The organism is Sinomonas atrocyanea, from assembly GCF_001577305.1.
In the GTDB taxonomy this organism is placed as follows: domain Bacteria; phylum Actinomycetota; class Actinomycetes; order Actinomycetales; family Micrococcaceae; genus Sinomonas; species Sinomonas atrocyanea.
In genome coordinates this window covers 757,548-783,445 of the sequence record NZ_CP014518.1, presented here as the reverse complement: position 1 = coordinate 783,445, position 25,898 = coordinate 757,548, and the positions used below count along the sequence as shown (strand labels likewise).

The following is a 25,898-nucleotide window of genomic DNA, read 5'->3' as shown; positions in this document are numbered from 1 at the left end:
CGCGGCGGCCAGCAGGGTACGGGCATGGTGGTCCTTCGCGCTGGATTCCGCGCGGGGTGCAATGCGCGCGGCCGGCCCGGCTCAGCCTGCCGCACGGCGTAGGCTCTGCTCGTTGGGGGGAGCGCAGGAGGTGCTCCGCACGCCAGAAGGAGCACCAGCATGAGCTATGACCAGCAGCCTCCGCACCAGCAGCCGTGGCCGGCTCAGCCGGCAGCCCCATGGCCTGCGGCCGGGACGCTCCTGCCTCAGGATGCCGAGAAGTCGAGGCGGTGGCGGCTCGTCCTGGGGTGCAGTTCCCTGTTCCTGGCCCTCGCCTCCGGCTTCTACGCCTCCATGAACATCGCCTCGGTCATCGGCGCGACGCGGGCCATCGAGGCCGCGGGCCGCTACGTCCCGGCGAGCGCCATGGCCCTCGCCGCGGCGATCATCGGCGTGTTCTGCCTCCTTGCCCTCGCCTACGCGGGCATCGGCGCCTGGAACATCGCGGCCCGGCGCTCCACGGCCAAGGCCCCGCTGATCGCCGCGATCGTCCTGGCCGGCGCGGCGTTCGTCCTCATCGTCTTCTACATGGCGACCAGGTCGACGACCGGCGGCTTCCAGTTCGGCGGGCTCGCGCTGAACGCGCTCATCGTGTCCCGGGCCGTCACCATCCTGCGGATGAAGAAGACCCCCGCCTACCCTGCCGCCGCCCACTGGACCAGCTGACCCGCAGTTCCGTGCGCGATTCCGGTACCAAAGTCTCATCCCAGGGCCCCTTCCGGCTGCCACAGTGAAACCAGGAAGCACAGCGGCATCAGGAGGGCCGGGCGATGATGGGCATCGATGACGTGGTCCGGGCCTGGAGCCTGGCCGGCACTCCCACGGCGGCAGACCGTCTCAGCCGCTACGCGCGGGCCCTCGTCGCCGAGCGGCCCATCGGCCCCTACAGACCCCTGGACGATGACCAGGAGGACCTGGCGATCCTCGCCCTGTACCGCGTCGACCGACCGCACGCGACCATCGGGGACCTCCACCAGATTCCCCCGCTGGCCCTCTCCTCCTACCACCAGATGCTCCACGACCTGGCGAGCGAGGGGTTCGGGCCGCTCATGCCAGTCCCCGGTGCTTCGGCGTTCTGAGGGCCATGACACAGAAGTGGAGGGGCCCCAGCTGCCAGGGCCCCTCCACTTCGCTGCGGGTTACCAGTCCGCGGTGAGAATCCTTTTTCGGGAGAGGAAGCTCACCCTCACTTGTACCCAACGCCCTTTCCGGTCAAACGCCGACCCCGCTCGGACTTTGCTCAGACGCTGCCCGTCGGAGCCGCGCGGCCGTCGACGTCCGCCGTCAGACTGTCGATTCGCCCCAGCGCGCGCTCGAGCTGTTCGACGGCCCGCCACAGGTCCGGGTGCAGGCCCCTGACCTCTTCGAGGGTCTTCCCGGCCGACCGGAGGGACGCCAGGTCGAAGCTGACGTTCGTGCGGGCGCCGGCGACGGCGGCCCGGAGCGCACCGAAGGCGACCACGACGTCGGCGATGAGGGCCCGGTTGCCGTGGGCCGCGAGCCAGGCCAGATCGTCGATCACGTCCATGGCGTGCTCGCCGAGGACGGCTGATGCCCGGGCGGCGTCGACGGACGCCCGGTGGATGGCCTCGTCCCTCTCGGGGCCCGGCTCCAGGCGGAACGCGGCCCCGAAGGCGCGCGAGGCCGAGGCGTCGTCGTCCGCCAGGCGCAGCGCCGTCTCGCGGAGCGACCGCGCCCTCGCCCGCACCGCGTCGACCTCGGCGCGCCGGGATCCTTCCGCCTCGGTGTAGCCGGCGACCATGGAGGCCAGCGAGGCCGCCACGGCGAGCATCACCCCTGTTCCCGCGCCACCTCCCGGGGAGCCGGTGGACTGGGCGAGGGCGTCCGTCCAGACGTCCACGGTCGCGGTGCGGGTGGTGACATCCTGAGGCTCGTCCACGGGGACCTCCTTTCCCCAGAATGCGCGGCGCCACACCGGCGGGCAGTCACCGCTCTCTGGGGATCAGATCCACTCCTTGCGACGGAAGAGGACGTAGAGCCCGACGCCGCCGCCGACGATCAGGCTCAGCGACAGGACGAGCCCCAGAGTGCTCTGGAATCCGAGGAACGGCACGTTCTGCCCGAAGAACCCGGTGACGGCAGTCGGGACGGCGATGATCGCGGCCCAGCTGGTGAGCTTCTTCATCACCAGGTTCATCCGGTTGCCCTGGATGCTCACATGGGTCTCGAGGATGCTGCTGACCATGTCCCGCAGCGATTCGGTCCAGTCCGACGCCCGCAGGACATGGTCGTAGACGTCCTGGAAGAACGGCTGCATCGCCGGGTCTGCGATGTCCAGGTCGCGGCGCAGGACCGTGTTGAGGACCTCGCGCATCGGGAGCACGACCCTGCGGAGCCGCACGAGGGCCTTGCGGAGCTCGAACGAGCGCCGCTGCAGGTCGTGGTCGGAGGAATGGTCGTCGAAGAGCGCGTCCTCGAGGTCCTCGATGCGCTCGTCGAGGTCCTGGACCACGTCGAAGTGTCCGTCGACGAGCAGGTCGATCAGGCCCCAGAGCAGGAAGGCGACGCCGTGGTCCGCGACGTCGGTCTCCCGGTCCCACCGCTCCGTGAGCCGGTCGGCGGAGAAGCCCGGCCCGTGCACCGTGACGAGGGCGCGCCGCGTGATGAACGCCTTGACCTCGTTCACGGCCAGGCCGCCGTCCCCGGGCTCGAGCGTCGCCTCGTAGGCGGCCAGGAACAGGTGGGTCCGGTAGCGGTCGAGCTTGGGTCGCTGGTGGTCGTGGAGCGCGTCCTCGACGGCGAGGCGGTGGAGCCCGAGGATCGTCTCCATGGCGGAGAGGTCCTCGTCGCTGGGCGACTCGTAGTCGATCCAGACCGTCGCGCCCTCCTCGGCCAGGAGCCCCTTGATCTCCTCGAGCGCGAGGTCCTCGCGCTCGACCTTGCCGTCGCGGTACAGCCGGGTACGAACCATTCCGCAATCCTAGGCAGGGCGACCTTGGTGCGAGCTGGGTCCGGGCAGCGGGTCAGAGGCCGAGGACGTGGAGGGCCGTGGTCCAGTCGTGGGCGATGGCGGTCTGGGCGGCCGCGAGCGTCACGGTGTGGGCGCAGACGGCCCGGTGCAGGGCGTTCTCCACGGCGTCCTTGGGGTTGGTCGTGCCGGTGGCTCCCGTCCTGTTGGGCTCGGGCCACAGGTTGGAGACGGAGTTCGCGCCGCCGAGCTCGAGGCTGACCAGGTGGTCATACTCTGTCGTCGCCGACGCGCTCTCGCCGTATTCGCGCAGGCTCTCGGCCTTCACCTGGGCCATGGCCGCCGAGGACGGGCGGACGGAAGCCGTGTAGCCGGCCCGGCAGATGGTCGAATCGATGGTGGCCTGGGTGACGGCCGGGTCCACGGCGCCCGGGGTACAGGCGTGGTCGGGCAGGTACTTCCCCGCGGCGGCGTCCACCGCGCGGGCCCGGCAGTGCCCGGCCGGGAGCTGCTCGTCGACGGTGACCCGCGACGGCGAGTGGACCTCCTTGACCTGCCCCGGATCCGCGGGCTGCGACGGCTGGGCGGAGGCCGAGGCTGCGGAACGGCCGTCGGCGATGGCGGTCCCGAGGGAGGCTGCAGAGCAGGCGGCAGTGGCGGCGGCGAGCGCGGCGGCCGCTGCCGCGGAGGCGAGGAGGCGGAAGGCATTCATGTCCCTCCATGTCTAAGCCCTCGGCCGGGGCTGACCGGTGGCGGCGCGCCGACAGCAGAGCCGTCCGCCCCTAACCCTTTGGACCGGGGGCAGGGAAGATGGATGCCAGGACCGTTGCGCTGCCAGACGGGAACCTCCTGCGGTCCGCGCTCGAAGGAGGGATCTCGATGGACGTCGTTTCCCTGACCGTCCTCGTCATCGTCATCGTGGTGCTCCTCATCGCGGCGAGGATGTCGATCCGCATCGTCCGCCAGTACGAACAGGGGGTCCTGTTCAGGCTCGGCCGGGTCGTCGGGGTGCGGATGCCCGGGCTGCGGCTCATCATCCCGGTCGTCGACCGCCTGCCCCTGGTGAGCCTTCGGATCGTCACGATGCCGATCCAGTCGCAGGGCATCATCACCCAGGACAACGTCAGCGTCGACGTCTCCGCGGTCGCGTACTACCGGGTCGTGGATGCGGTGAAGTCCGTGATCGCGATCGAGAATGTCGCGGCCGCCATCGACCAGATCGCCCAGACCACCCTCCGCAAGGTGGTGGGCCAGCACACGCTGGACCAGACGCTCTCGGAGACCAGCCGCATCAACGCCGACATCCGCCAGATCCTCGACATCCTGACCACCGAGTGGGGTGTCGAGGTCACCCTCGTCGAGCTGAAGGACATCCAGCTGCCCGAGAGCATGAAGCGGGCCATGGCGCGGCAGGCCGAGGCCGAGCGGGAGAAGAGGGCCAAGATCATCGCCGCCGAGGGCGAGGCCATCTCCGCCACGGCGCTGGGCGAGGCCTCCGACACGATGATGGCCCACCCGCTCGCCCTGCAGCTGCGCAACCTCCAGAGCCTGGTGGAGATCGGGGTCGACAAGAACACCACGGTGGTCTTCCCCGCCCCGCTGATGAGCATGATCGGAGAGCTCTCGGCCTTCATCGCCCGGGAGAACCAGGCTGCAGCGGCCGCAGCGGCCGCACCGGCCGCGGACTCGAAGTCCCCCGTCAAGGCCGCCTGAGCCGATGGATGCCGCTGCGGCCCCCGCCCTCGCAGGTCCCCCGGCCTCGGCCCGCCGCTCCACGACGGCGGCCGAGGACACCGTGTCCCTCGTGGCCGGGCTGTGGCTGCTGACCGGGACCTACGTGGACGGATGGGCCCACAACAATCTCGCGCACCTCGAGACCTTCTTCACTCCGTGGCACGCGGTCCTCTACTCGGGCTTCGCGGCCAACGCCGTGTGGATCGGGTCCCTCGTGTGGCGCCGTCACCGCCGCGGGAACCGGTGGGCGGACGCCCTCCCTGTCGGCTACGGCGGGGCCGCCCTCGGCGTCGCCCTCTTCCTCGTCTCCGGCGTGGCGGATCTCGTATGGCACTCGGTCTTCGGGATCGAGCAGGACATCAAGGCGCTCTTCAGCCCCTCCCATCTCGGGCTGGCCACGGGCGGGTTCCTCATCCTCGGCGCCCCCTTTGCTGCCGCCGCCGCCGCACCGCCCGGACGGACGACGCCGGCCCGGCTCACCACGGCCCTCGTCAGCGCCGGGCTGTGCGGCATGGTCGCGATCTTCATCCTCCAGGAGTTCGCCGTCTTCGCGCGCCACGGGCTCATCCAGACCTACGGCCCGTCGCTGGGCGGCATCCGGGCGGTCGTGCCCGGGACGTCGGCCAGCACCATCGTGGCCCTCGGCTCGTTCCTCGTCTCGACGGCCGCACTCTTCGTCCCCATCCTCCTGGCGGCCTCCCGCTGGCGGGTCCCGGCCGGCGTGCCGGCCCTGCTGGCCTTCGTGCCGTCGGTGGCCCTGCAGGCCATGGTCGGGTTCCGCGACGTGTGGCTGGTCCTCGCGGCGGCCGCGGGAGCGGCGCTGGTCGGACTCGCGTGGCTCGCTCTGCGGCCCCGGCCCGACCGTGCCGTCCGCCTGCGGGCCGCGGCGGCGATCGCACCCCCGCTGTTCTGGGGCCCCTACTTCGCGGGCGTGGCCTGGACGGACGGGCGGCTGAGCTTCTCCCCCGAGATCTGGACCGGGATCCTCGTCTGGACCGCGCTCGAGACGCTCGCGATCGCCGTCCTCCTCTCTGCCACGAGGAAGCCACCGGCCCGGGGAGCCCTCTGGCGCCGGGACGGCGGCAGGAGCAGGATGAGCGCCAGAGACTGAGCCCAGCCACCTGCAATGAGCCCAGCCACCTGCAAGCTCCGCTGGAGGAACCCCATGAGCCTTGTGTCCGAGCTGCCGGGACGCTTCGACCCCTTCCCGCTGTACCGGGAGTTGCGGGAGGACTCCCCCGTGCTGTTCGACGACGCGCAGGAGGTGTGGCATGTGTTCCGCTACGACGACGTCCAGCGGGTGCTCTCCGACCACGCCGTCTTCTCGTCGAGGATGCGCGCCGGCCGGGAACCGGACCAGAACCACCTCTTTGCCTCGAGCCTCATCAGCACGGACCCACCGCGGCACCGCCAGCTCAGGTCCCTCGTCTCGGAGGCGTTCACGCCGCGGGCGGTGGCCGCCCTGGAGCCGCGGATCTCCGAGATCGTGGACGAGCTCCTGGACCGGGTGGCCGGGACGGGGTCCATGGACCTCATCGACGACTTCGCCTACCCCCTGCCCGTGATCGTCATCGCGGAGCTCATGGGCATCCCCGCCGAGGATCGCGACCGCTTCAAGCGGTGGTCGGACATCGTGGTGAGCCAGACCCGGGAGTACGAGAGCAGTCCGGTTCGGGCCTCGGCCCAGCAGGAGATGGCGGAGTACTTCTTCGCCATGATCGAGAGGCGGCGGCGCGATCCGGGCGAGGACCTCATCAGCCGGCTGCTCGCCGCCCAGGTCGACGGCGAGCACCTGAGCGTGATCGAGCTCCTGGGCTTCTGCGCCCTGCTGCTCGTGGCCGGCAACGAGACCACCACCAACCTCCTGGGCAACGCCGTGCTGACCTTCGCGGAATGGCCGGGCACGATCGAGCGGCTGCGGGCCGAAAGCGGAGCCCTGCCCTCGGCGATCGAGGAGGTGCTCCGCTTCCGGTCCCCGGTCCAGTCCATGTTCCGGGTCACCACCGAGGACACAACGCTGGGCGCCGCCTCCCTCCCGGCCGGGTCCCGCCTGGCCGCCTGGATCGGCTCCGCCAACCGCGACGGCCGGCAGTTCCCGGACCCGGAGACCTTCGCCCCCGATCGGCGCCCGAACCGGCACCTCGCCTTCGGGCAGGGCATCCACTTCTGCCTCGGGGCCCCCCTGGCGCGCCTCGAGGCGCGGGTCGCGCTGTCAGCCCTCCTCGCGCGCCTGCCGGGCCTGTCCCTGGCTCCGGGCGCGCCCTTGGAGCGCATCGACAGCACGATCATCTTCGGGCCCCGGGCGCTGCCGGTGCAGTGGCAGCCGACGTGACGCCCGGGGCGGCTGCTCAGCTGCCCGCGCTGGGCGACGGCGACGGCGAGGCAGGCGCCGACGGTGACGGAGAAGCGGGCCCAGACGGCGAGGAGGGCGCCGACGGCGAGGAGGAGGCCTTCGGCTTCGCCGGGGCCTTCTGGATCGCCTCGGCGAGCTTCTTGATCCCGGCGCCGTAGGTCCCGTCGAGCGCGTGCGCCTTGATGGCCTGGGCATCGGCGACCTCCTGCGCGGGCGCGGCCCCCGCCAGGGTCCACAGGTCGTCACGGAGCTTCTGCGGCAGACGCCGGAATTCCACGGAGTACCGGTTGGCGGCGGCCCGGGCCACGGCCTGCGCGTGCTGGCCGTACTGGGCGCTGCCGTCCTGACGGATCACGACGGCGAGCACGCGCCGGAGTGCGGCCCTCGCCGGATGCTTCGCGGAGGAGGCGGAGGCGCTCGGCGACGGCGCTGCGCTTGCCGCGGGGACTGCCGTCTGGATGAGCGATGCCTCCTGGGCAGCAGCAGCTCCGGAGTCGGCCGCAGCGACGTCCGCGCCGAGGCCGTCGAGGGAGGTCAGGTCCGCCAGCGACTCGTCTGCCTGCGGCTGCGGGGCCTGTGCCGCCGGGGGCGGGGTGCTGTGGGCCTGGAGCGCGACGGCGGTGCCGCCGCCCGCAAGCAGTGCCGCAGCGAGTGCGGACGCGGCGCCGGCCGCCCAACGGCGACGCGGCCGCCGCGCGGGGATGGTGGGGTCTGGCTGGGAGAACATTGCAGTGCCTTTCGCAAGTGCTGTCGTGAACGCGCGGATCCGGCGTGCCTGCCGATCCGCTGCCCAGCATGGCGGACCCAGGCAAGCTGGGTGTTCGGCGGATGTTCGAGGAATGTAAAGTCCGCGGCCAGCGGCGGCCGCCACGCGCCGTCGTGCGTTTGAATGAACCTGTGGAAGATCGCAACGGGAGCACCGGCGAGGGGCGGGGGCTGGTCCTCGTGGTCGAGGACGAGCACGCGATCGCCGACCTCGAGCGCCTCTACCTCAGCCGTGCCGGGTACGGCGTGCACGTCGAGCGGGACGGCGGGGCGGCGCTGGCCCGGGTCCGCCAGCTGCGGCCGGTGGCGATCGTACTCGATGTCGGGCTGCCCGGCGTGGACGGGATCGAGGTGTGCAGGCGGCTGCGGGAGGGCGGCGACTGGACGCCCGTGATCTTCGTGACCGCGCGCGACGACGAGGTGGACCGCGTGCTCGGCCTCGAGCTCGGTGCGGACGACTACCTCACCAAGCCGTTCTCCCCGCGCGAGCTCGTGGCCCGGGTGAAGAGCCTGCAGCGCCGGGCGTCGGGGCCGCCGTCGGCGCGGGTGCTCGCCGTGGGGGGTGTCCAGCTCGACCTCGACCGGCGCACGGCCGAGGCCGCGGGCCACCCCGTGCCCCTGACGGCCATGGAGTTCGACCTCCTGGCCCACCTCATGTCCGAGCCCGGGCGCGTGTTCAGCCGGGAGCAGCTCCTCTCGGCGGTGTGGGGCCAGGCGGACTACGGCGGCGGCCGCACCGTCGATGTGCACGTGGCCCAGCTCCGCGCCAAGCTCGGCGCCGCCAGCCCCGTGCGGACCACCCGCGGGGTGGGCTACAGCGCCTCGGCCGATCCGGGACAGGGGCGCCCGTGAGGGCCTGGTTCGGCTCCCTGCACTTCCGGGTCACCCTGGTCATGGCCGCCGTCGCCGCGGCCGCCACGCTCATCGCGGGCCTCGTCGGGGCCCAGCTCATCCGGTCCGCGGCCGTGGACCAGGCACGCTCGAGCCTCGCCCGGGAGGCCACCGCCCTCAGCGCCTCGGGCAACGTCACCGACCTGGCGTCGCTGCGCGAGCTCGCGTTCGGCGAGGCCGGCCGGATCGCCCTCGTCCAGCCGGACGGCACCGTCACGGGCGCGGGGCGGCACCTGGTGAGTGCGGACGCCGCCGCGAAGGTCCGCGCCGGGCGGTCGGTGTCCCAGACGGAGACCGTCACCGGGATCCCCGTGGTCGTCGAGGCCCGGCCGATCGCGGCCGGCGGCGGACTGGTCCTCGCGGAGCCGGTCTCCGCCGTGACGCAGGCCGCCGGGCCGCTCGTGGCGCGGCTGGCCTGGGCGCTCGTGGTGGGCTTCGTCTGCGCCGTCCTCGGCGGAGCGCTCGTGGCCCGCTGGGTGGCGACGCCGCTCACCCGCCTCGCCTCCGCGGCGCGGCGGCTGGCCGGGGGCGAGCGGGGGGTCACGGTCGACGGCGGCGGCCCGGCGGAGATCTCCCAGGTCTCCCGCGCGATGGGGGCCCTCGACAGTTCCCTGACCGCGAGCGAGGCGCGCCAGCGCGAATTCCTCCTGTCCGTCTCGCACGAGATGCGCACCCCGCTCACGGCCCTCCAGGGCTACGCCGAGGCCCTCGCCGACGGGGTCATCCCGGCCGAGGACGTCCCGCGGGTCGGCAGGACCCTCTCCGCCGAGACCGAGCGGCTCGACCACTTCGTCCGGGACCTGCTCGAGCTGGCGCGCCTCGAGGCCGACGACTTCCGCATCGACGTCCACGAGGTCGATGCCGCGGAGCTGCTGCCGTCCGTCGTCGAGGCGTGGCGCGGGGTGTGGGAGCCTGCCGGAATCGCGATGCGCGCCGAGGCCGCCGGCCCCCTCCTCGTCGCCACGGACGCGCGGAGGCTCCGCCAGCTGCTCGACGGGCTCGTCGAGAACGCCCTCCGGGCCACCCCGCCGGGCGCCCCGCTGGTGCTGGCCGGCCATCCGGAGCCCGGCGCCGTGGTGCTCGAGGTGCGCGACGGCGGCCCCGGGCTGGGCGAGGAGGACCTCGCCCGGGCGTTCGACCGCGGCGCGCTGCGCGACCGGTACGCCGGCGAGCGCAGGGTGGGCACGGGCCTCGGCCTCTCCATCGCCTCACGGCTCGCCTCCCGCCTGGGGGCCGAACTCGCCGCGGGGCACGCGCCCGAGGGCGGCGCGGCCTTCGCGCTCCGGCTGCCCGCGCTCTGAGCGTGCAGGGGCCGCCAGGTCTGGACATGCGCGCGCGGAGCGCGGAAGGCTGGCGCCATGCGGAAACTGAGCTACGGCATGAACGTCACGCTCGACGGCTACATCGCCGCGCCCGGGGACGACATCGGCTGGAGCGGGCCGCCCAGCGAGGAGCTGTTCCAGTGGTGGCTCGAGACGGAGCGGGCGAACACCCTGTCCCTGTATGGGCGCAAGCTGTGGGAGACGATGAGCTCCTACTGGCCCACCGGTGACCAGCAGCCCGGGGCCACCGCGGCAGAGATCGAGTTCGCCCGGGTCTGGCGGGACACCCCGAAGGTGGTCTTCTCCTCGACGCTCGGCACGGTCGGCTGGAACTCCCGGCTGGTCGCCAGCGACGCGGTCGAAGAGATCACCCGGCTCAAGGCCGAGGAGGGCGGCCCGATGAGCATCGGCGGCGCCACCCTCGCCGCCGCCGCCCTGCGGGCCGGACTCATCGACGAGTACGTCCTCGCCACCTATCCGGTGCTCGTGGGCGCCGGCACCCCGTTCTTCACCGCGCTGGAGGGCTGGATGGATCTGGACCTCGTCGAGTCGCGGACGTTCCCCGGCGGAGTGGTCCTGACCCGGTACGAGGCGAGGCGCTGACAACGGCGCCTATGCTGGGAGCAGCAGGGATCCCAGGCCCTGCGTCAGACGCAGGTGTCCCACCCGCGGATGGCGCGGTGGCAACGAAGGGAGTGCTCAGTGCGGCTGCTGGTGGCGCGTATCCGCGGCTTCGCGGCCCTCGGCCCCGCGCAGGAGGACCACTGGCCCGCCCTGAGGATGGTCCTGGGCGTCGGCATCCCCACGGCCGCACTCCTGGTGGCCGGGCACCCGGAGCTCGTGATCGACGCGGTCTTCGGCGGCTTCGCCGGGATGTACGGCCGCGGGCTGAGCCGGGCCGTCAGGCTGCGGCACCAGTCCTCGGCAGGCGCGCTGCTCGTGGCCGGCGTGGGGCTCGGATCCTCGTTGTCCGCCCTGCAGGCCCCCCAGGCAGCCCTCGTGCTCGCGGAGGCAGCGTTCGCCGGGCTCGCCTCGCTGGCCGCCGACCGCGTCGGGTTCCGTCCCGCGGGCCCGTTCTTCGCCCTCTTTGCCTTCGGAGCGTGTGCCGCCCTCGACCGTGCCGACCCGGGGGTCGCGACCGCGGTCGCGCTCGCCGCGGCGGTGTTCGCCATCGCGATCGGCGCATCCTCCCGCCGTGCCGCGGCCCGGCGTCCCGTCAGGCTGCCCGGCGCGCCCCCGTCCCTGCGGAGGGCGGGCGGCTATGTGCTCGCGGTCTCGGCGGCCGGCCTGGCCGCCCTGGCCCTGGGCATCGGGCACCCCCACTGGGCCATGGCCGGCGCCGCCGTCCCCCTCTCGGCGACGGGCTTCCACGGACGGCTGCGGCGCGGCCTGCACCGCGTGGTCGGCACGCTGGCAGGGCTCGGCCTGACGGGGGCGATCCTCGCCTTCCACCCCACGCCGCTCGTGATGGGTGCCCTGGTCGTTGTGCTGCAGTTCCCCACCGAGCTGTTCATGGCCCGCCACTATGCCCTCGCCCTGTTCTTCTTCACACCGCTGATCCTGCTCATGACGCGGCTCGCGCTGCCCGGACCGGCACAGGCGCTGATTGCCGACCGGGCCGTCGAGACCGTCCTGGGAGTCCTCGTGGGGTTCGCGGTGGTCCTCATCGACGCGGGGCTGCCCCGCCGCGTGCGGGCGATGGGCTAGGGTCAGTGAGCACGAGGAGAGGCATCACATGGTCGAGATCCTGAGCCCCACGGAGCTGGAACGGGCGAGGCACACCGGGGCCCTCGTCGCGGACATCCTGCAGGCCCTCAAGGCGCGCAGCGCTCCGGGCACGAACCTGTTGGACGTCGACCGCTGGACGCAGACGATGATCGCCGATGCAGGGGCGCTGTCCTGCTACGTCGACTACGCGCCGCCGTTCGGCCGCGGACCGTTCGGGCACTACATCTGCACGGCCGTCAACGACGCCGTCCTCCACGGGATGCCCCACGACTACACGCTGGCCGACGGCGATCTGCTCACCCTCGACCTCGCCGTCACCAAGGATGGCATCGCCGCGGATTCCGCGATCAGCTTCCTCGTAGGCGAGTCGGACCGCCCCGGGAGCACGGCGATGATCAGGGCCACCGAACGGGCGCTGGACGCCGGCATCGCCGCCGCCGTGCCGGGGGCCCGCATCGGCGACATCTCGTACGCCATCGGCAGCGTCCTGCGCGCCGAGGGCTATCCGGTCAACACCCAGTTCGGCGGCCACGGCATCGGATCCACCATGCACCAGGACCCGCACGTGCCCAACAGCGGACGGCCCGGCCGGGGCTACCGGCTCCGGCCCGGGCTGCTGCTCGCGCTGGAGCCGTGGATCATGGAGGACACCGCCGAGCTGGTCACCGACGCCGATGGGTGGACCCTGCGCAGCGCCACGGGCTGCCGCACTGCACACAGCGAGCACACGATCGCCATCACCGAGGACGGGGCCGAGATCCTGACGCTGCCGGCGGCCCTCCGCCGCCAGTAGACCGTGGGGAGCCCGCCTCTCAGAACGTGGCCATGCGGGCCTTCACCTGGGCGACATAGGCCTTCGTGTCGTCGTACATGCCGCGGCTCTGGACCGAGCCGAGCCCCTGGTAGTAGCCGGCGATGGCCTCGTCCAGGTTCTTCGCCTCGGCCCTGAGCCAGCGGAGCATCGCGATGCCGCCGGCGATGTTGTCCGCGGTCTTGTTCAGATCGAGGTTCGGACGTCCCGTCATCCCGGCGAGCCAGTCCCGGTTGGCGGGCATGATCTGCATGACGCCGACGGCCCCCACCGGGGAGGTGACGTTCTGGCGGAAGCTGGACTCCTGTTCCGCGACCGCGAGGGCCAGGGCCGGATCCACGCCCATCTGCACGGCGGTCTGCCGGACCATGGCCTGGATCTGGGCGGCGGTCTCAGGGTTGGCGGCGGGCGGCGGAGCCGGCGAGGGGTTGGGCTTGGGGGCCGGGGCGGGCGTGGTCGGGATCGGTGTGACGGTTCCGCTGGCAGCACCCACCGAAGCGACCACCTTGATCCCCGAGCTCCTGTTCCACTCGATGCGTCCCCCCTCGAAGTTCTGGGCAACGCCGCCGCTGATCGCGTACTCGCCGCTCGTGGGGTAGCCCATCTTGCCGCTCTCGTAGCCCATGCTTCCCCAGGCGGCCCGGATGGCGCCCATGGACTCGTGCGCTCCGGTCTTGGGGGACCACATGATGGCGCCGCCCTCGTACTGCTGGTAGACGCCGCCGTTCTTGAGGCCGCCGATCTCACCGCTCGTGGGGTAGCCGAGGGTGCCGTCCTGGGCTCCCATGCTCGACCAGACCCCGCGGATCGCGCCGAGCGACTCGTGGGCCCCGGTCCTCGGCGACCACACGATGCTCCCGCCTTGGAACGACTGGGTGACCCCGCCGCCCGCCAGCCCGCCGACTTCTCCCGAGGTGGGGTAGCCGAGCTTGCCGTCCTGGGAGCCGAGGCTCCCCCACGCCGCCCGGATGGCGCCCACCGATTCGAAGGCTCCCGTCGCCGGGGAGAACACGATGGCGCCGCCCTCATAGGACTGGGAGGTGCCGCCGTCCTTCAGGCCGGTGATCTCGGCGGAGGTGGGATAGCCGAGGTCGCCATTCTGCGCGCCCAGCTTCAGCCACCGATCCCGCAGCGGGCCCGTGGACTCGAAGGCGCCGTTCTGCGGCGACCAGACGATCGCGCCACCCTCGTACGACTGGGTGACGCCGCCGTTCCTGAGGCCGCCGACCTCGCCCGAGGTCGGATACCCGAGCCTGCCCTTCTCGAGGCCGAGCCGCTGCCACGCGCCGCGGATCGCTCCCATGGACTCGAAGGCGCCGTTCTGGGGCGACCAGACGATCGCACCGTGCTCGTACATCTGGTAGACGCCGCCGCCCTTGAGCCCCCCGATCTCGCCGGAGGTGGGGTAGCCCATCTTCCCGTCCTCGAGGCCGAGCCGCTGCCACGCGCCGCGGATGGCGCCCTTCGACTCGAAGGCGCCGTTCTGGGGCGACCAGACGATCGCACCGTGCTCGTACATCTGGTAGACGCCGCCGCCCTTGAGCCCCCCGATCTCGTCCGAGGTGGGGAAGCCGAGCGACCCGTTCTCGAACCCGAGCCGCTGCCAGGCGCCGCGGATCGCGCCCGTGGAGACGCGGGCGCCCCCGGACGGCGTCCAGACCACGGCTCCGCGCTGGTACATGTGGTACAGGCCGCCGTCCCGCAGGGTGCCGATGCCGCCGAAGCCCGGGCCGAGGCCGAACTGCGCGGCCTTGGCGTCCATCAGCGCCGCCACGTTGTCGGGCAGAGCGCCCCTGGCCGTGATGCTGACGGTTGCGGACGCGGCGCCGGCGGTGTTGATGCTCACGCGGGTGCCGCCGGCGGTGGTGAAGGTCTGGCCAGGCTGCCAGGCGAGGTTGGCCGCGTACACCCCGGTGAACGGCTTGGTGCTCGGCGGGATGAGGAGGGACTCGCTCTCGTCGAGGCCGCCCTTGATGATCTGCACGCCCTTGTTGCCGGCCAGGGCCGTGGGCGCGTCGTAGCCGACCGGCGCCCGGTACTGCAGGTAGTACCACTCGCCCGTGGCGGGGTCCTTGAACTTCGCCGCCCGCCGCGGAGCGGTGCCGGCCCAGGGCGTGAGGGTGTAGGTGGCGGCCGCGCCGGGGGTTCCCAGAGTGGCGATCTCGTCCCCGCGGCCCATTCCGCCGTACTCGTAGAGGTACGCGTTCAGCTGCGGCTGGCTGTAGTGGGAGATGCCCATGACGTCGGTGCCGTCCCCGTACCCACGGGTGCTGCAGGCGCTGTCCGCGAAGCGCGCCCCGGAGCGGACGGCGTCGACCGTCCCGCTGCCGCACTGGAGCGTGTTGGCATGGCCGATGCCGAGGATGTGGCCCATCTCGTGTGCGGTCACGGCGCCCGTGAAGCCCGAGGGCCGCGGGAGCAGGATCCGCCCGCTGGTCTGGCTTGCCGTCCATCCGGCCCCGAGGTTTCCCTTGCTCCCGGAGACCAGCACGTCGTCCCGGGGCACGGCGAGCAGGAGGACTGTCGAGGAACCGGGGTTCCAGCCGAGTTCGCGGGACACCGTGCTCATGATGGCGGCGAAGTCGTCGCCCGAGGAGGCCGAGGTCTTGAAGCCCGTCACGACCTTGTCCACGCGCAGCGTGATGCGGCCGGCCGACATCGCGGACCAGTAGCTGCCCGCGGACGCGACCGCGTTGCGGTACGCGGACACGTCGAGCGCGGCGGCGTCGGCGGCGCTCTTGTCCTTGGTCTGCAGGGTCACGATCGTCACCGCGATCTGGGCCGCGCGCTGCGGGTAGCCGGCAGTGACCGCGGCGGCGAGGGTCGCGTGGGCGGGTGCTCCCCCGAGCAGGGACGGGGCCAGCGCGACCGCCAGCGAGGCGGCGGTGGAGGCGACGGTGCGCGCGTTCTTGGCCGCCTGGGCGCCCAGCGCATCGCTCCTGGGCCGAGCGGGTGGCTCGGCGCGGTGCTTCGGACTGCGGCGCATTGGGTAGTCCTCCATGGGCGACTGGTTCCAGTGGGAATACTACGGCGAATTTGACATGTACAACTAATGCGCCGGAATTTCCCGGTCCTAGCCGCCTTTGACATGTACAATCAGGCGTGCCCGGGAGGGACAGCCCGGGACCGAGGAGACATGCCCGCATGACCCACATCAGCCCTGCCATTGCTGCCATCGTGCTGGAGGAAGGCGACCGGTTCGCGCTGCTCGCCGGAGGCGAGGAGCGCACCGGCACGGTGGCCGGGAGGACCGACACCGGCTGCCTCCGTTTCACGGACGACGCCACGGGACGCACGGTCCTGGCGGACCTGTCCCACTGGGAGGCGGTGCGGGTCGACAGCACGAGGCTCGCCCGCCGCCCGGACATCCGGCCCCACTGGCTGCGCGACGAGATCGCGGCGGATCCCAGCCAGCTGGGCCTCGGCGCCCTCCGGCACGCCCCCCTCTCCCCGAGGGGCATCCACAGCCTCATCCTCGATGACCCGGCGACGGGGATCCGGTACGCCGTGGACATCCAGCATGGCCCGTGCGACGAGGACCAGATCGCCCGCTCGTCTGCCGCAGCGAGCGCGGAGCAGCTCCGCAGCCTGCACACCACCGTGGTCGCGGTAGTGGTGGCCGAACGGATCCCTGCGGCCCTGCGTGCGAAGGTCGAGGTGGGCATCGAGGCGCGTGCGACCGACATGGGCCGCGGGATCAGCCTCGAGATGGTCCCGCTCCCGAAGGAGTGCCCCGCGCCGTTCGCCGGGCTCATCGGGGCCGCCTGAGCCCCGCGCGCGCGGCCTAGGACTCGGCCGCGAAGACGGCCGGGCCGGCGAACGCGCGGGCGGCCATGGTAGCAGCCTCGCGCCGGAGCCCGCCCCGCCGGATGCCGTTCGCGGCGGCCGCGAAGGCCTCGAGGTACGGCGCCATCCTCGCGGACCCGGCCCCCGCAGCACCCGCCACGGCGGGAAGCCCGGAGCCGCCCTGCCCCTCGCGATCGGAGAAGTGGCGCTCGAGCCCCTCACGCAGGAGCCGCATCGCCTCGCTGCGCTGCTGCGACACTGCGGAGGAGGTGATGCCGAGATCGGCGGCGACGTCCTTGACGGCCCTGCCCTCAAGGTAGATCGCGGTGACGATGGAGCGCAGGCGCTCGGGAAGCGCCTGCACCGCGGCCTGGAGGTACCGCGAGCGCTCGGCGGCGAGCACCGCATCCTCCGGCGCCACCGCCTCGGCCACGAGGGCCTCCGCGGCGTCGTCGAGCGTCCCCACGGTGCGGGCGGCGTCGGCGAAGCTGTCGCGCACCTGCTCGCGCGTGAGCCCGAGGGCGGTGGCGAGCTCGTCCTCGGTCGGCTGGCGCCCCAGCCCTGCGGCGAGCGCCTCGGCGGTCGCCTGGACGGCCTTGATCCGCTTGCGCGTGCCGCGCCCCGCCCAGTCGAGCGAGCGGAGCTCGTCCGAGAGCGCGCCCGTGATGCGCCGCCGCGCGTACGCGCCGAAGGGGACCCCGGTCGAGGGGTCGTACGAGTCCGCGGCGAGGACGAGGCCCAGCGCGCCGACCGAGGCCATGTCCTCGCGCGAGAGATGGGTGGCCCGCGCGCACAGGTCGGAGACCAGGTAGCCGACGAGCGGCAGATTCTGCAGGACGAGGCTGTTGCGCTCTCGGATATCCACGTGCACCCCTGTGAGACCAAGCTGGCGTGAAGCCCGTGGAGGGACATCGACGACCCCAGCCGTCACCTCGTTGGACATGTACATTCTTATCCTGACAACGTTGTACATGTCCATTCGCCGAGCGTGACACGCCGTGTCACGCGCGAAGAAAGGGTGCGACGGGGGCCTCAGGCCTTATCGGCGGCCCCCGGGGCAGGGGGCAGGCCGCGCAGCACCTCCGCGGCCTCGGCCTGGGTCGCGGCGCGGTTCGCGTCCGCCACGGCCTCGAAGATCTCCTCGCGCTTGACGGTGAGGTGCCGCGGAGCCTCGATGCCGATGCGGATTCCCTCGCCGCCTCGGTTCTCGAGGAAGGTGATGACGATGTCCTCGCCGATCATGATCTTCTCGCCGGGCTTGCGGGTCAGGACGAGCATGGGTTTCCCCTTCCGTGGGTAGCGGGCGTGGCGCCCTCAGAGCACCGTCCGTGGTGCTGGCGATCCGTCCACCCAGCCTAGGGGAAGGCCCAGGCGGTTGACGGTGTGGGCGGTGCGGGTCTCCCCCGCGCCGAGGACCGCGAGCGCATCGACGGGCAGGGCGCCGCGCACCCTGTCGGTCCAGTCCGCGGTGTCCTCCGGTTTGTGGCGCGCGTCGACCACGAGCCAGACCTGGTCTGCGGCGAGCTCGGCGGCGCCCTCGAGGTGGGGCAGCCCGTCGGCGACCGTGCCGAGCGAGCAGGCCACGAGCGCGGCCCTGCCTGCCTCGACGGCGGCGGCGCGGGCCGTGACGGCGTCCCACCGGCCGGCGAGGTGCGGCCGGTCGGCGAGGACGACGGCGCCCGCCCCGTACAGCTCCCACCTCGCCCCCTGCCGGGGGTGCTCCGCCGGCCCCTGCTGGTCGGCCGGCCCCGCGTGCTCCGCCATCGACTGCGCGACGGCGCGGGCGGCTCCTCCCACCCCGAGGACCAGGACGAGGTCCCCGGGAGCGGAGAGCGGCGCGGGGACGTCCCCGGCGTCGACCTCGCGGCGCAGCCGCTGCAGGAGCGCCTCGAAGTCCGTGGCCTCCGTCGAGACCGCGCGCGGCGGGGCGCCGTGCGCCGGTCCTTCCGCCGGGCCGCCCGGTGTGCGGCCCCCGCGCGGCCGGGCGGCGGTGTGCAGGGCGTCCTCGGCGGTCTCGGCCTCCTCCAGGAGGGCGGCGATCCCGGTACGGGCGGTGAGCGCGTGTGGGACGGCGGGTGCCAGCGCGACGACCGGTTCGTCGTCGTCCGGCACCAGCACGGTGACCTCGATGTGCCGGCGCCCGAGGAAGCCGCCGAGGCCGCCGTCGAGGACCCGCTCGGCGCGGACGATCCGCGCGGCCGCCCCATAGGTCTCGGCGGCCTCGCGGGTGAGGTCCTCGAGGGAAGCGCCCCTAAGCTGAAACTGCTGAGCCAAGGCGCACCACCCCGATCGTCTCGATGGCCAGCTCGGCCGAGGTCACCTCGGCGTAGGAGAGCACAGGCACGCCGGCGGGCGGATGGGGCACGATCCTGCGCAGGGCGGGCCGCAGCATCGGCGCGCACACGAGCACCGCGGCCCTGCCGGCGGATTCGGCCGCGGCCACCGCGGAGCTGAGCGAGGTCAGGATCGCGTCGAGCTTGCCGGGGTCCATGACGAGCTGGGTCCCGGTCTCCCCCGGGCGCAGGTCCTGGACGAGGGTCTGCTCGAGCACGGGCTCCACGGTGATGACGGAGAGGCGGCCGTTCTCGACGAACCGCGCGACGAGGGCCGGCCCGAGGGCGAGCCGGGCGGCCTCGATGAGCCCTTCGGGGTCCGCGGAGGCCTTGGCCCGCAGCGCGAGGGCCTCGTAGATGCGGGTGAGGTCGTTGATGGGCACCTGCTCGGACAGGAGGCCCTGGAGCACGCGGTGGAGCTCGGCGAGGGTCAGCAGCGCCGGGGTGAGCTCCTCGACCGCCGCCGGGCTCGTGGCGCGCACGCCCTCGGTGAGCACCCGGACGTCCTCCCGGGAGAGGAGGCGCGCCGCGTTGGCGGTCACGATCGAGGACAGGTGCGTGACGAGCACGCTCACCCGGTCGATCACGGTGGCGCCGGTCATCTCGGCGCTGTGGCGCATCTCGGCGGGGATCCACTTGCCGGCGAGGCCGAAGACCGGCTCGACGATGGCCGTGCCGGGGAGGGCGTCGAGGAAGTCGCCGAGGGCGAGGAGCCGTCCGGCGGGGGCCGTCCCGCGTCCGGCCTCGACCCCCGCGACCCGGATGGCGTAGGTGGCCGGCGGCAGCTCCACGCTGTCGCGGGTGCGGACGGCGGGGATGACCACGCCGAGGTCCATGGCGATCTTGTGCCGCAGCGACTTCACGCGCGCCAGGAGGTCGTCCGGCGAGCCGCCCACGAGGTCCACGAGGTCGGGGGCGAGCAGGATCTCGAGCGGGTGGACCCGCATCTGCTCGAGGAGCAGCTGGTTCGCGTCCGGCTCCGGTGCGGCGTCCGCGGCGCCGGCGGCAGCACCGGCGTCGTCCGCCGGCTTCACCCGGCGCGAGGCGAGGATGAGGGCCCCGCCGACGCCGAGGAAGGGCAGCGGCGGCATGCCCGGGATGAGCGCCATGACCACGGCGGCGCAGCCCGCGATGAGCAGCGCATTGCGCGACTGGGAGAGCTGCTTCGATGCGGCCTGGCCGAGGTCCGCCTCGGCGTTGGAGCGGGTGACGATCATGCCGGTGGAGACGGCCATGAGCAGCGCGGGGATCTGGGTGACGAGCCCGTCGCCCATCGTGAGGAGGCTGTAGGTGCCCACGGCGTCGCCGAGGGAGAGGCCCCGCTGGGCCATGCCCACCCCGATGCCGCCGACGATGTTCACCACGATGATGACGATCCCGGCGATCGCGTCTCCCTTGACGAACTTCGAGGCGCCGTCCATGGCGCCGTAGAAGTCCGCCTCGGCGGAGACCTCCGCGCGCCGCTGCCTGGCCACGACATCGGTGATGAGCCCGGCGTTGAGGTCCGCGTCGATGGCCATCTGCTTGCCCGGCATGGCATCGAGCGTGAAGCGGGCCCCGACCTCGGCGACACGCTCGGCGCCCTTGGTGACCACGACGAACTGGATCACCACGAGGATCACGAACACGACCGCGCCGATGATGAGGGACCCGCCCACGGTGACCTTGCCGAACGCGTCGATGACCTGGCCCGCGTAGCCCTGCCCGAGCACGAGGCGCGTGGAGGCGACGTTGAGGCCGAGCCGGAACAGGGTCGCGACGAGCAGCAGGGAGGGGAACACGGAGAAGTCGAGCGGCTTCTTCACGAACATGCTCGTGAGCAGGATGACCAGCGCGAGCAGGATGTTGCACACGATGAGGACGTCGAGCAGCGGCGCCGGCACCGGCACCACGAGGAGCAGGACGATGCCGACGATCCCGATCGGCACGGCGAGCCTGGACAGGGTGCGGTTCACAGCGGGGCTCCTCGGGTGGGAACGGGCGGGGCGGGCGTGGTGGCAAGCGCGGGCGGGACAGCAGGCGCGGGCGGGCTGGCGGGCGCGGGCGGGCTGGCGGGCGCGGGGCGGCCGGAAAGGACCGCCGGCCGCTGCGGAACGGTGTGGACGCCGGCCGCGGCGCCGCGGGCCTTGAGGGCCATGACGAACGCGAGGACCCCGGCCACGGCGGTGTAGAACTCGAGCGGGATCTCCTGCCCGAGCTCGCATGCGGCGTGGAGGGCCCGGGCGAGCGGGACGTCGCGCACCATGGGCACCCGCTCCTGCTCGGCGTCCTCGCGGATGCGGGCGGCGACAGTCCCGGCCCCCTTCGCGACGATGCGCGGGGCGGACTTGCCAGGCTCGTAGCGCAGCGCCACGGCCACGTGGGTCGGGTTGACGAGCACGACGTCGGCACTTGCCACCGCGGCGATCATCCGGCTGCGGGACATCGCCAGCTGGCGCGAACGGCGCTGCGAGCGCACGAGCGGGTCGCCCTCGCTCGTCTTGGTCTCCTCCTTGACCTCACGCTTGGTCATGCGCGTCCTGGTGCGGTTGCGGCGCATCACGACGGCGACGTCCGCGGCGGCGAGCAGCACGCCGGCCGCGACGGCGAACTGCAGCAGGGACGCCGCGCCGCCGCCGGCCTCGGCCAGCAGCCCCGAGATGGGGAGGCCGCCGGCGGAGAGCAGGACCGGCACGAGCCCCTGGACCACGTTCCACAGCACGAGGCCCACCACGGCGGTCTTCGCCAGGGCCTTCACGCCGCCCCAGAGCGCCTGGACGCCGAACATGCGCTTGAGCCCCTGGGCGGCGTTGAAGTTCTCGAAGGAGGCCTTGAACCGCTTCACGTGCACGCCGCCCTGCAGGGCCGAGCCGGCGAGCACCGCGGCGAAGACGGCCGCGACCAGCGGGCCCACGGTGCCGGCGAGCGAGCCGAACCCGTCGGAGAGGGCCGCGACGGCCTTGGCGGGGTCCGGGCTCGCCGCGACGGAGGCGGCGGTGAACAGCTGGGCGGCGCCGGCGTCCGCGGCGCGGGAGACGGTGGAGGGCAGCATGAGCGCGCCGACGCCCACGGCGAGCCACGCGGTGAGGTCCTGCGAGCGGGAGAGCTGGCCCTTGGACCGGACCTCGCGCAGGCGCCTGTCGGTGGCCTTCTCGGTGCGCTCCTGGGAGTCCGCCATCACCTCACCCCCAGCAGGAGGGAGGCGGCCTGCTCGGCGAGGGCGGAGACGACCCGGGGCAGGGCGAGGAACATGACGCCGGAGAGGCCGAGCGTGATGAGGACCTTGAGCGGGAAGCCCATCTGGAACGCGTTGAGCGCCGGGGCCACGCGGGTGAGCAGCCCGAGCCCCACATCGGCGAGGAAGAGGACGGCCATGAGCGGCCCGGCGATCTGGACGGCGGAGACGAACATGCCGCTCGCGGCGGTGACCATGGCCGCGACGGGCTTGGCCAGGTCCAGGCCCCCGCCGAGTGGGATGGCCGTCACGCTGCCGGTAAGCCCGGCGAGGACCACCTGGTAGCCGTCCGAGGAGAAGAGGAGGGCGAGGGCCGCCATCTGCACGAGCCGGGTGAACTGGGCGCCGTTGACCATGCTCTGCGGGTCGTAGCCCTGGGCGAGCTGGAACCCGCCGGAGAGATCGATGAGGGAGCCGGCGGCCTGGAGCGCGGCGAACACGAGGTAGACGAGGAAGCCGAGGGCGAGGCCGGTGACGAGTTCGAGGACGAGTCCCGTCACGAAGCCGGCCGTATCGAGCGGCTGCCGGCCGGCTGCCGCCCGGGCGGACACGGCGAGCCCGAGCCCCACGCCGAGCATGGCCTTGATGCGGGCCGGGAACGCGTTGTGGGAGAACGGGGGCGCGATGAAGAGGAACGCCGTCATGCGGACGGCGGCGAGCATGACGGCCTCGATCCAGCCCTGGTCGATGGGGATGTCCATGGTCCCCTCACGCCGATCCGAGGAGGGAGGGCAGGCGGGCGAAGAGGTCGTTGGTGAAGGAGACCATCTCGGAGATCATCCAGTGCCCGCAGACCACGAGGGCCACGGCGACCGCGACGGCCTTGGGCACGAAGGAGAGCGTGGCCTCCTGCAGCTGGGTGATCGACTGCACGAGGGAGATCGCGAGCCCCACGACCAGGGCGGTGACGAGGACGGGCGCGGAGAGCTTCGCGGCGGCGATGAGGCCCTGGAGGAGGATGTCGAGGACGGCGGAGGTGTTCATGGGCTGCCGCCGTGGTAGCTCTGGATGAGCGAGGTGATGATGAGCCCCCAGCCGTCGACGAGGATGAACAGCAGGATCTTGAACGGCAGCGAGATCATCACGGGCGGGAGCATCATCATGCCCATCGACATGAGCGCGGCGGAGACCACGAGGTCGATGATGAGGAACGGGATGAAGATGACGAACCCGATGATGAAGGCCGAGCGCAGCTCGGAGATCATGAACGCCGGGATGAGCGTCTGCAGCGGCGTCGCCGCGGGGCTGGCGGGGTTCTCGAGCCCGGCGGCCCGGGTCATGAGCGCAATGTCCTCCTGGCGCGTGTGGGCGGCCATGAACTTGGACAGCGGCCCGCTGGCCGCCGAGAACGCGTGGCCGAAGTCGAGGTGGCCGCCCAGGTAGGGCTGCACGGCGAGGTTGTTGATGTCGCTGACCACCGGCCACATGATGAACAGCGACAGGAACAGGGCCAGCCCCGCGAGGACCTGGTTGGGCGGCACCGAGGTGAGCCCGAGCGCGTTCCGGGTCATCGCCAGGACCACGAAGATCTTGGTGAACGAGGACATCATGAGCAACAGCGCGGGCGCGACCGAGAGCAGCGTGATGCCGATGAGGGTCACGACCGCGGAGGACGGCGCGTTGTCCGGGGTGTTGATCTGCAGCGTCAGGCCGCCGCTTCCGCCGGGCGTGGCGGGTGCGGTGGGGTCGCCGGGGCCGGCGGGTCCTGTGGGCTCGAGCGGCAGCCCGGCGGCGTGGCCTGCCGCCGCGGCGGCGAGCTGGAGCACGATCGCGGCGAGGGCCGCGAGGACGAGGAGCACGAGCGCGCGGGCGGCCCAGGCGGGCACCCGCACCCCCCGCGCGTCCGCGGCGAGGGTCACTGCCGCCGCCCGCCGCGCAGCGCGGCGGCCGCGAGCCGCCATGTGCCGGGGTCGAGGAGGGAACCTGCCAGCGGCGCCGGCTGCCCGGCGAGGCGTCCCTGCTGGGCCGCCAGCTCCGCGTCGAACGACGCCCCGTGGCGGGCCGCCCGGCGCGTCGCCGCCGTGGGGGCCTCGGCCTCGGCGGGCTCCGGCGCGGGGGCCTCGGCGGTGTGCAGGACGCTGATGCCGTGCTCGGTGACGCCGAGCATGAACCGCTTCCCGTCCGTGTCCACGAGCACCACGGAGGCCTTCGGCCCCACGCTCTGCCGGGAGACCAGGCTCAGGGGCCGGCCCTTCGCCGCCGCGGGGCCGCGGCGCAGGCGCCGGTACAGGAGCCACATGACCCCCAGCACGGCGCCGAGCGAGACGAGGACCCGCAGGCCCAGCATGAGCGAGTCCATTCAGCGCTGGGCGTCGGCCGTGTCGAGGATCCGCGAGATGCGCACGGCGTAGTCCTGGTCGACGACCACGATCTCGCCGAGCGCGATCCGGCGCCCGTTGAGGAGCACGTCCACGGGGGCCCCGGCCGAGCGGTCGAGTTCGATGATCTTCCCCGGCTCCATGGCGAGGGCCTCGCGGATGCTCATCCGGGTCCGGCCGATCTCCACGGTGAGCGCCATCTCGACGTCCTGGATGCGGCCGAGCCTGTCGGCGAAGGTCCCCGGGTCCTCGCCCTGCCCGGCCGGCTCCGTGAGCCGGACCGCGAACCAGCCGAACGGGGCGGCGCCGTCGGAGATCTCGAAGACCGCGACACCGTCGGGGGCGCCGGAGAGGAGCCCTGCGGGGTCTCCCTCGACCAGCTCGGACAGGACGCCGTCCCCGAGTGCCGCGGCGGCGCGTTCGAGCGCGGGCCGCAGCACCGCCGTCGTGCGCGCGGCCGGGCCGCCGCCGGCCTCGGCGACGAAGCCGGTGTCCGCGAGGGCGAGCACGAGCTCGGCGGCGGCCGGCCCGATGAGCGAGGCCGAGACCACGGCCGCCGCCATCGGGGCGGGCGAGCCGGTGAGCTGGCCGGAGACGCGCAGGCCGGGGACGGGGAGGGTGGCCGCGAGCTGCTCGGCGGCGGAGGCGGTGCGGGCCGGGGTGCTCACGGGCGGTGCTCCTTGACGGGGACGACGGCGGGGCGGGGGTCAGCAGGGTGCGGGTCAGCTGGGTGCGGGGCCGGCGGGCCCTGGGACGCGGCGCCGGGCGGGGGTGCCGTGAGCGCGACGATGCGGGCCGCGGCGCGGGACCCGCTGCGGACCACCATCGCCTGGGCGAGGTCCCGGCCGCCCACGCTCACGTGGAACGGCTCGCGCTCGTGGTGCGGCAGCGGGATGGTGTCGCCGACGGCGAGGGCGAGGACCTGCTCGGTGGTGATGGTCGCCTCAGCGAGCCGGACGGCGACCTCGACGGGGACCTCGGCGAGCTGGTGGCGCACAAGCTGGGGGGCGTCCTCAGCGCTGGCCACCGGATTCACGGCGCCCAGCTGCGGCAGCAGCGCATCGGCGGGGATCGCGACCGTCACGGCGGTGGCGGACTCCCCCACCCGGACGGTGAACGCGACCACGACCATGAGGTCCGCGGTCGCGGCGGCCTGGGCGAACTGGGAGTTGTGCTGGATGGACTCGACCCGGGCCGTCGCGGGCAGCAGCGGGCCGAGCGAGTAGGCCAGGACGTCGAGGGCCTCGTCCACGAGGTTCTTCACGAGCGCGTGCTCGAGGGGGGTGAACTTGCGCTCGAGGCCGGCCTTGTCCACGTGGCCGCCGAGCATGCGGGCCACCCAGCCGAGCGCTGCGGGGGTGGGGAACTGGACGACCATCTTGGCCGGGTGCTCCCCGAGGACGCAGCGGACCATGGTGGTCACGGGCACCAGGGAAGCCACGTACTCGTCGTAGGTCTGCACGAGCAGGGACTCCGTGGTGACCGTGGACTTGGTGCGGACCTTCGCGGTCAGCTGGGTGCCCCATTGGCGGGCGAACGAGTCGAAGGCCGCCTCGAGGATGCGGCTGTGCTCGCGCGCGAGAGTGGTGGGGCGCCGGAAGTCGTACGGCTCGGCGATTCTGGCTTGGGGCATGCCGAGGTCCTGCGCAGTCACGCCCCGGACTATCGGCAGCCG

General features: G+C 73.0%; 27 protein-coding genes. 11 read left to right on the top strand and 16 right to left on the bottom strand.

Annotation, left to right across the window (positions count from 1 at the left end; genetic code table 11):
• The first annotated feature begins 159 nt into the window (after positions 1-159).
• Together SA2016_RS03780 and SA2016_RS03775 are read left to right on the top strand one after the other, a co-directional pair.
• Complete coding sequence (locus SA2016_RS03780) at positions 160-705, top strand: hypothetical protein (protein ID WP_066495454.1); 546 nt, start codon at positions 160-162, stop codon at positions 703-705.
• A 104-nt stretch (positions 706-809) separates the two neighbouring features.
• On the top strand, positions 810-1,118 hold the full coding sequence (locus SA2016_RS03775; RefSeq protein ID WP_066495452.1) for a hypothetical protein: 309 nt from the start codon (positions 810-812) through the stop codon (positions 1,116-1,118).
• A 161-nt stretch (positions 1,119-1,279) separates the two neighbouring features.
• Here the strand turns inward: SA2016_RS03775 and SA2016_RS03770 are convergent, their stop codons facing one another.
• From SA2016_RS03770 to SA2016_RS03760, 3 genes are all read right to left on the bottom strand, one after another.
• On the bottom strand, positions 1,280-1,939 hold the full coding sequence (locus SA2016_RS03770) for a cyclodeaminase/cyclohydrolase family protein (protein ID WP_066495443.1): 660 nt from the start codon (positions 1,937-1,939) through the stop codon (positions 1,280-1,282).
• Positions 1,940-2,002: 63 nt separating this feature from the next.
• Positions 2,003-2,971: a magnesium transporter CorA family protein gene (locus SA2016_RS03765; protein ID WP_066495442.1), complete on the bottom strand. Its 969-nt coding sequence runs from the start codon at positions 2,969-2,971 to the stop codon at positions 2,003-2,005.
• Positions 2,972-3,023: 52 nt separating this feature from the next.
• Positions 3,024-3,680: a hypothetical protein gene (locus SA2016_RS03760; protein WP_066495440.1), complete on the bottom strand. Its 657-nt coding sequence runs from the start codon at positions 3,678-3,680 to the stop codon at positions 3,024-3,026.
• Positions 3,681-3,847: 167 nt separating this feature from the next.
• Between SA2016_RS03760 and SA2016_RS03755 the strand changes: the two genes are divergently transcribed.
• Genes SA2016_RS03755 through SA2016_RS03745 form a run of 3 tightly spaced genes read left to right on the top strand, consistent with a single transcriptional unit; the run spans position 3,848 to position 7,034 of the window.
• Positions 3,848-4,681: a slipin family protein gene (locus tag SA2016_RS03755; RefSeq protein WP_066495438.1), complete on the top strand. Its 834-nt coding sequence runs from the start codon at positions 3,848-3,850 to the stop codon at positions 4,679-4,681.
• A 4-nt stretch (positions 4,682-4,685) separates the two neighbouring features.
• Complete coding sequence (locus SA2016_RS03750) at positions 4,686-5,813, top strand: hypothetical protein (protein WP_066495432.1); 1,128 nt, start codon at positions 4,686-4,688, stop codon at positions 5,811-5,813.
• Between the two features lie 54 nt (positions 5,814-5,867).
• On the top strand, positions 5,868-7,034 hold the full coding sequence (locus tag SA2016_RS03745; protein WP_066495427.1) for a cytochrome P450: 1,167 nt from the start codon (positions 5,868-5,870) through the stop codon (positions 7,032-7,034).
• A 16-nt stretch (positions 7,035-7,050) separates the two neighbouring features.
• Here SA2016_RS03745 and SA2016_RS03740 read toward each other — a convergent pair whose 3' ends face one another.
• On the bottom strand, positions 7,051-7,782 hold the full coding sequence (locus tag SA2016_RS03740) for a hypothetical protein (protein WP_066495425.1): 732 nt from the start codon (positions 7,780-7,782) through the stop codon (positions 7,051-7,053).
• 170 nt (positions 7,783-7,952) lie between these two features.
• On the opposite strand from SA2016_RS03740, the gene SA2016_RS03735 reads away from it, so the two are divergent.
• The 5 genes from SA2016_RS03735 to map all read left to right on the top strand — a co-directional run bounded on the left by SA2016_RS03735 (position 7,953) and on the right by map (position 12,554).
• Positions 7,953-8,672 carry a response regulator transcription factor gene (locus SA2016_RS03735; RefSeq protein ID WP_066495421.1) on the top strand — a complete coding sequence of 240 codons (720 nt, stop codon included), beginning with the start codon at positions 7,953-7,955 and terminating at the stop codon, positions 8,670-8,672.
• The gene (locus tag SA2016_RS03730) at positions 8,669-10,012 is read left to right on the top strand and encodes a sensor histidine kinase (RefSeq protein WP_066495416.1); all 1,344 of its coding nucleotides are present in this window, start codon (positions 8,669-8,671) and stop codon (positions 10,010-10,012) included. The genes SA2016_RS03735 and SA2016_RS03730 overlap by 4 nt, the downstream gene beginning before the upstream one ends.
• A gap of 57 nt (positions 10,013-10,069) precedes the next feature.
• The gene (locus tag SA2016_RS03725; RefSeq protein ID WP_066495413.1) at positions 10,070-10,636 is read left to right on the top strand and encodes a dihydrofolate reductase family protein; all 567 of its coding nucleotides are present in this window, start codon (positions 10,070-10,072) and stop codon (positions 10,634-10,636) included.
• A gap of 99 nt (positions 10,637-10,735) precedes the next feature.
• Positions 10,736-11,740, top strand: coding sequence for an FUSC family protein (locus SA2016_RS03720; protein ID WP_066495410.1), 1,005 nt, complete (start codon positions 10,736-10,738; stop codon positions 11,738-11,740).
• Positions 11,741-11,768: 28 nt separating this feature from the next.
• Positions 11,769-12,554, top strand: coding sequence for a type I methionyl aminopeptidase (map, locus tag SA2016_RS03715; RefSeq protein WP_066495407.1), 786 nt, complete (start codon positions 11,769-11,771; stop codon positions 12,552-12,554).
• A 19-nt stretch (positions 12,555-12,573) separates the two neighbouring features.
• Here map and SA2016_RS03710 read toward each other — a convergent pair whose 3' ends face one another.
• Positions 12,574-15,558 carry a transglycosylase SLT domain-containing protein gene (locus SA2016_RS03710; RefSeq protein ID WP_066495404.1) on the bottom strand — a complete coding sequence of 995 codons (2,985 nt, stop codon included), beginning with the start codon at positions 15,556-15,558 and terminating at the stop codon, positions 12,574-12,576.
• 158 nt (positions 15,559-15,716) lie between these two features.
• On the opposite strand from SA2016_RS03710, the gene SA2016_RS03705 reads away from it, so the two are divergent.
• The gene (locus SA2016_RS03705) at positions 15,717-16,340 is read left to right on the top strand and encodes a hypothetical protein (protein ID WP_066495403.1); all 624 of its coding nucleotides are present in this window, start codon (positions 15,717-15,719) and stop codon (positions 16,338-16,340) included.
• Between the two features lie 16 nt (positions 16,341-16,356).
• Here the strand turns inward: SA2016_RS03705 and SA2016_RS03700 are convergent, their stop codons facing one another.
• From SA2016_RS03700 to SA2016_RS03650, 11 genes are all read right to left on the bottom strand, one after another.
• Positions 16,357-17,223, bottom strand: a complete 867-nt coding sequence (locus SA2016_RS03700) for a sigma-70 family RNA polymerase sigma factor (protein WP_084249280.1) — start codon at positions 17,221-17,223, stop codon at positions 16,357-16,359.
• Positions 17,224-17,390: 167 nt separating this feature from the next.
• A complete protein-coding gene (locus SA2016_RS03695) occupies positions 17,391-17,636 on the bottom strand; it encodes a carbon storage regulator (RefSeq protein WP_066495401.1) in 246 nt (81 codons plus the stop codon).
• Positions 17,637-17,672: 36 nt separating this feature from the next.
• Positions 17,673-18,632, bottom strand: a complete 960-nt coding sequence (locus SA2016_RS03690) for a hypothetical protein (RefSeq protein WP_066495399.1) — start codon at positions 18,630-18,632, stop codon at positions 17,673-17,675.
• Positions 18,610-20,646: a flagellar biosynthesis protein FlhA gene (locus SA2016_RS03685; protein ID WP_066495397.1), complete on the bottom strand. Its 2,037-nt coding sequence runs from the start codon at positions 20,644-20,646 to the stop codon at positions 18,610-18,612. The genes SA2016_RS03690 and SA2016_RS03685 overlap by 23 nt, the downstream gene beginning before the upstream one ends.
• Positions 20,643-21,848 (bottom strand): EscU/YscU/HrcU family type III secretion system export apparatus switch protein, encoded by a 1,206-nt coding sequence (locus SA2016_RS03680; RefSeq protein WP_084249279.1) that lies wholly within the window; start codon positions 21,846-21,848, stop codon positions 20,643-20,645. The genes SA2016_RS03685 and SA2016_RS03680 overlap by 4 nt, the downstream gene beginning before the upstream one ends.
• Positions 21,848-22,606, bottom strand: coding sequence for a flagellar biosynthetic protein FliR (locus SA2016_RS03675; RefSeq protein ID WP_066495396.1), 759 nt, complete (start codon positions 22,604-22,606; stop codon positions 21,848-21,850). Before SA2016_RS03675 ends, SA2016_RS03680 begins: the two co-directional genes overlap by 1 nt.
• A 7-nt stretch (positions 22,607-22,613) precedes the next feature.
• The gene (gene fliQ, locus SA2016_RS03670; protein ID WP_066495394.1) at positions 22,614-22,889 is read right to left on the bottom strand and encodes a flagellar biosynthesis protein FliQ; all 276 of its coding nucleotides are present in this window, start codon (positions 22,887-22,889) and stop codon (positions 22,614-22,616) included.
• Positions 22,886-23,806 (bottom strand): flagellar type III secretion system pore protein FliP, encoded by a 921-nt coding sequence (gene fliP / locus SA2016_RS03665; RefSeq protein WP_084249278.1) that lies wholly within the window; start codon positions 23,804-23,806, stop codon positions 22,886-22,888. Before fliP ends, fliQ begins: the two co-directional genes overlap by 4 nt.
• The gene (gene fliO, locus SA2016_RS03660; protein ID WP_066495391.1) at positions 23,761-24,204 is read right to left on the bottom strand and encodes a flagellar biosynthetic protein FliO; all 444 of its coding nucleotides are present in this window, start codon (positions 24,202-24,204) and stop codon (positions 23,761-23,763) included. Before fliO ends, fliP begins: the two co-directional genes overlap by 46 nt.
• Positions 24,205-24,891 (bottom strand): flagellar motor switch protein FliN, encoded by a 687-nt coding sequence (gene fliN, locus SA2016_RS03655; protein WP_066495383.1) that lies wholly within the window; start codon positions 24,889-24,891, stop codon positions 24,205-24,207.
• Positions 24,888-25,877, bottom strand: coding sequence for a flagellar motor switch protein FliM (locus tag SA2016_RS03650; RefSeq protein ID WP_229711010.1), 990 nt, complete (start codon positions 25,875-25,877; stop codon positions 24,888-24,890). Before SA2016_RS03650 ends, fliN begins: the two co-directional genes overlap by 4 nt.
• Positions 25,878-25,898: the final 21 nt, after the last annotated feature.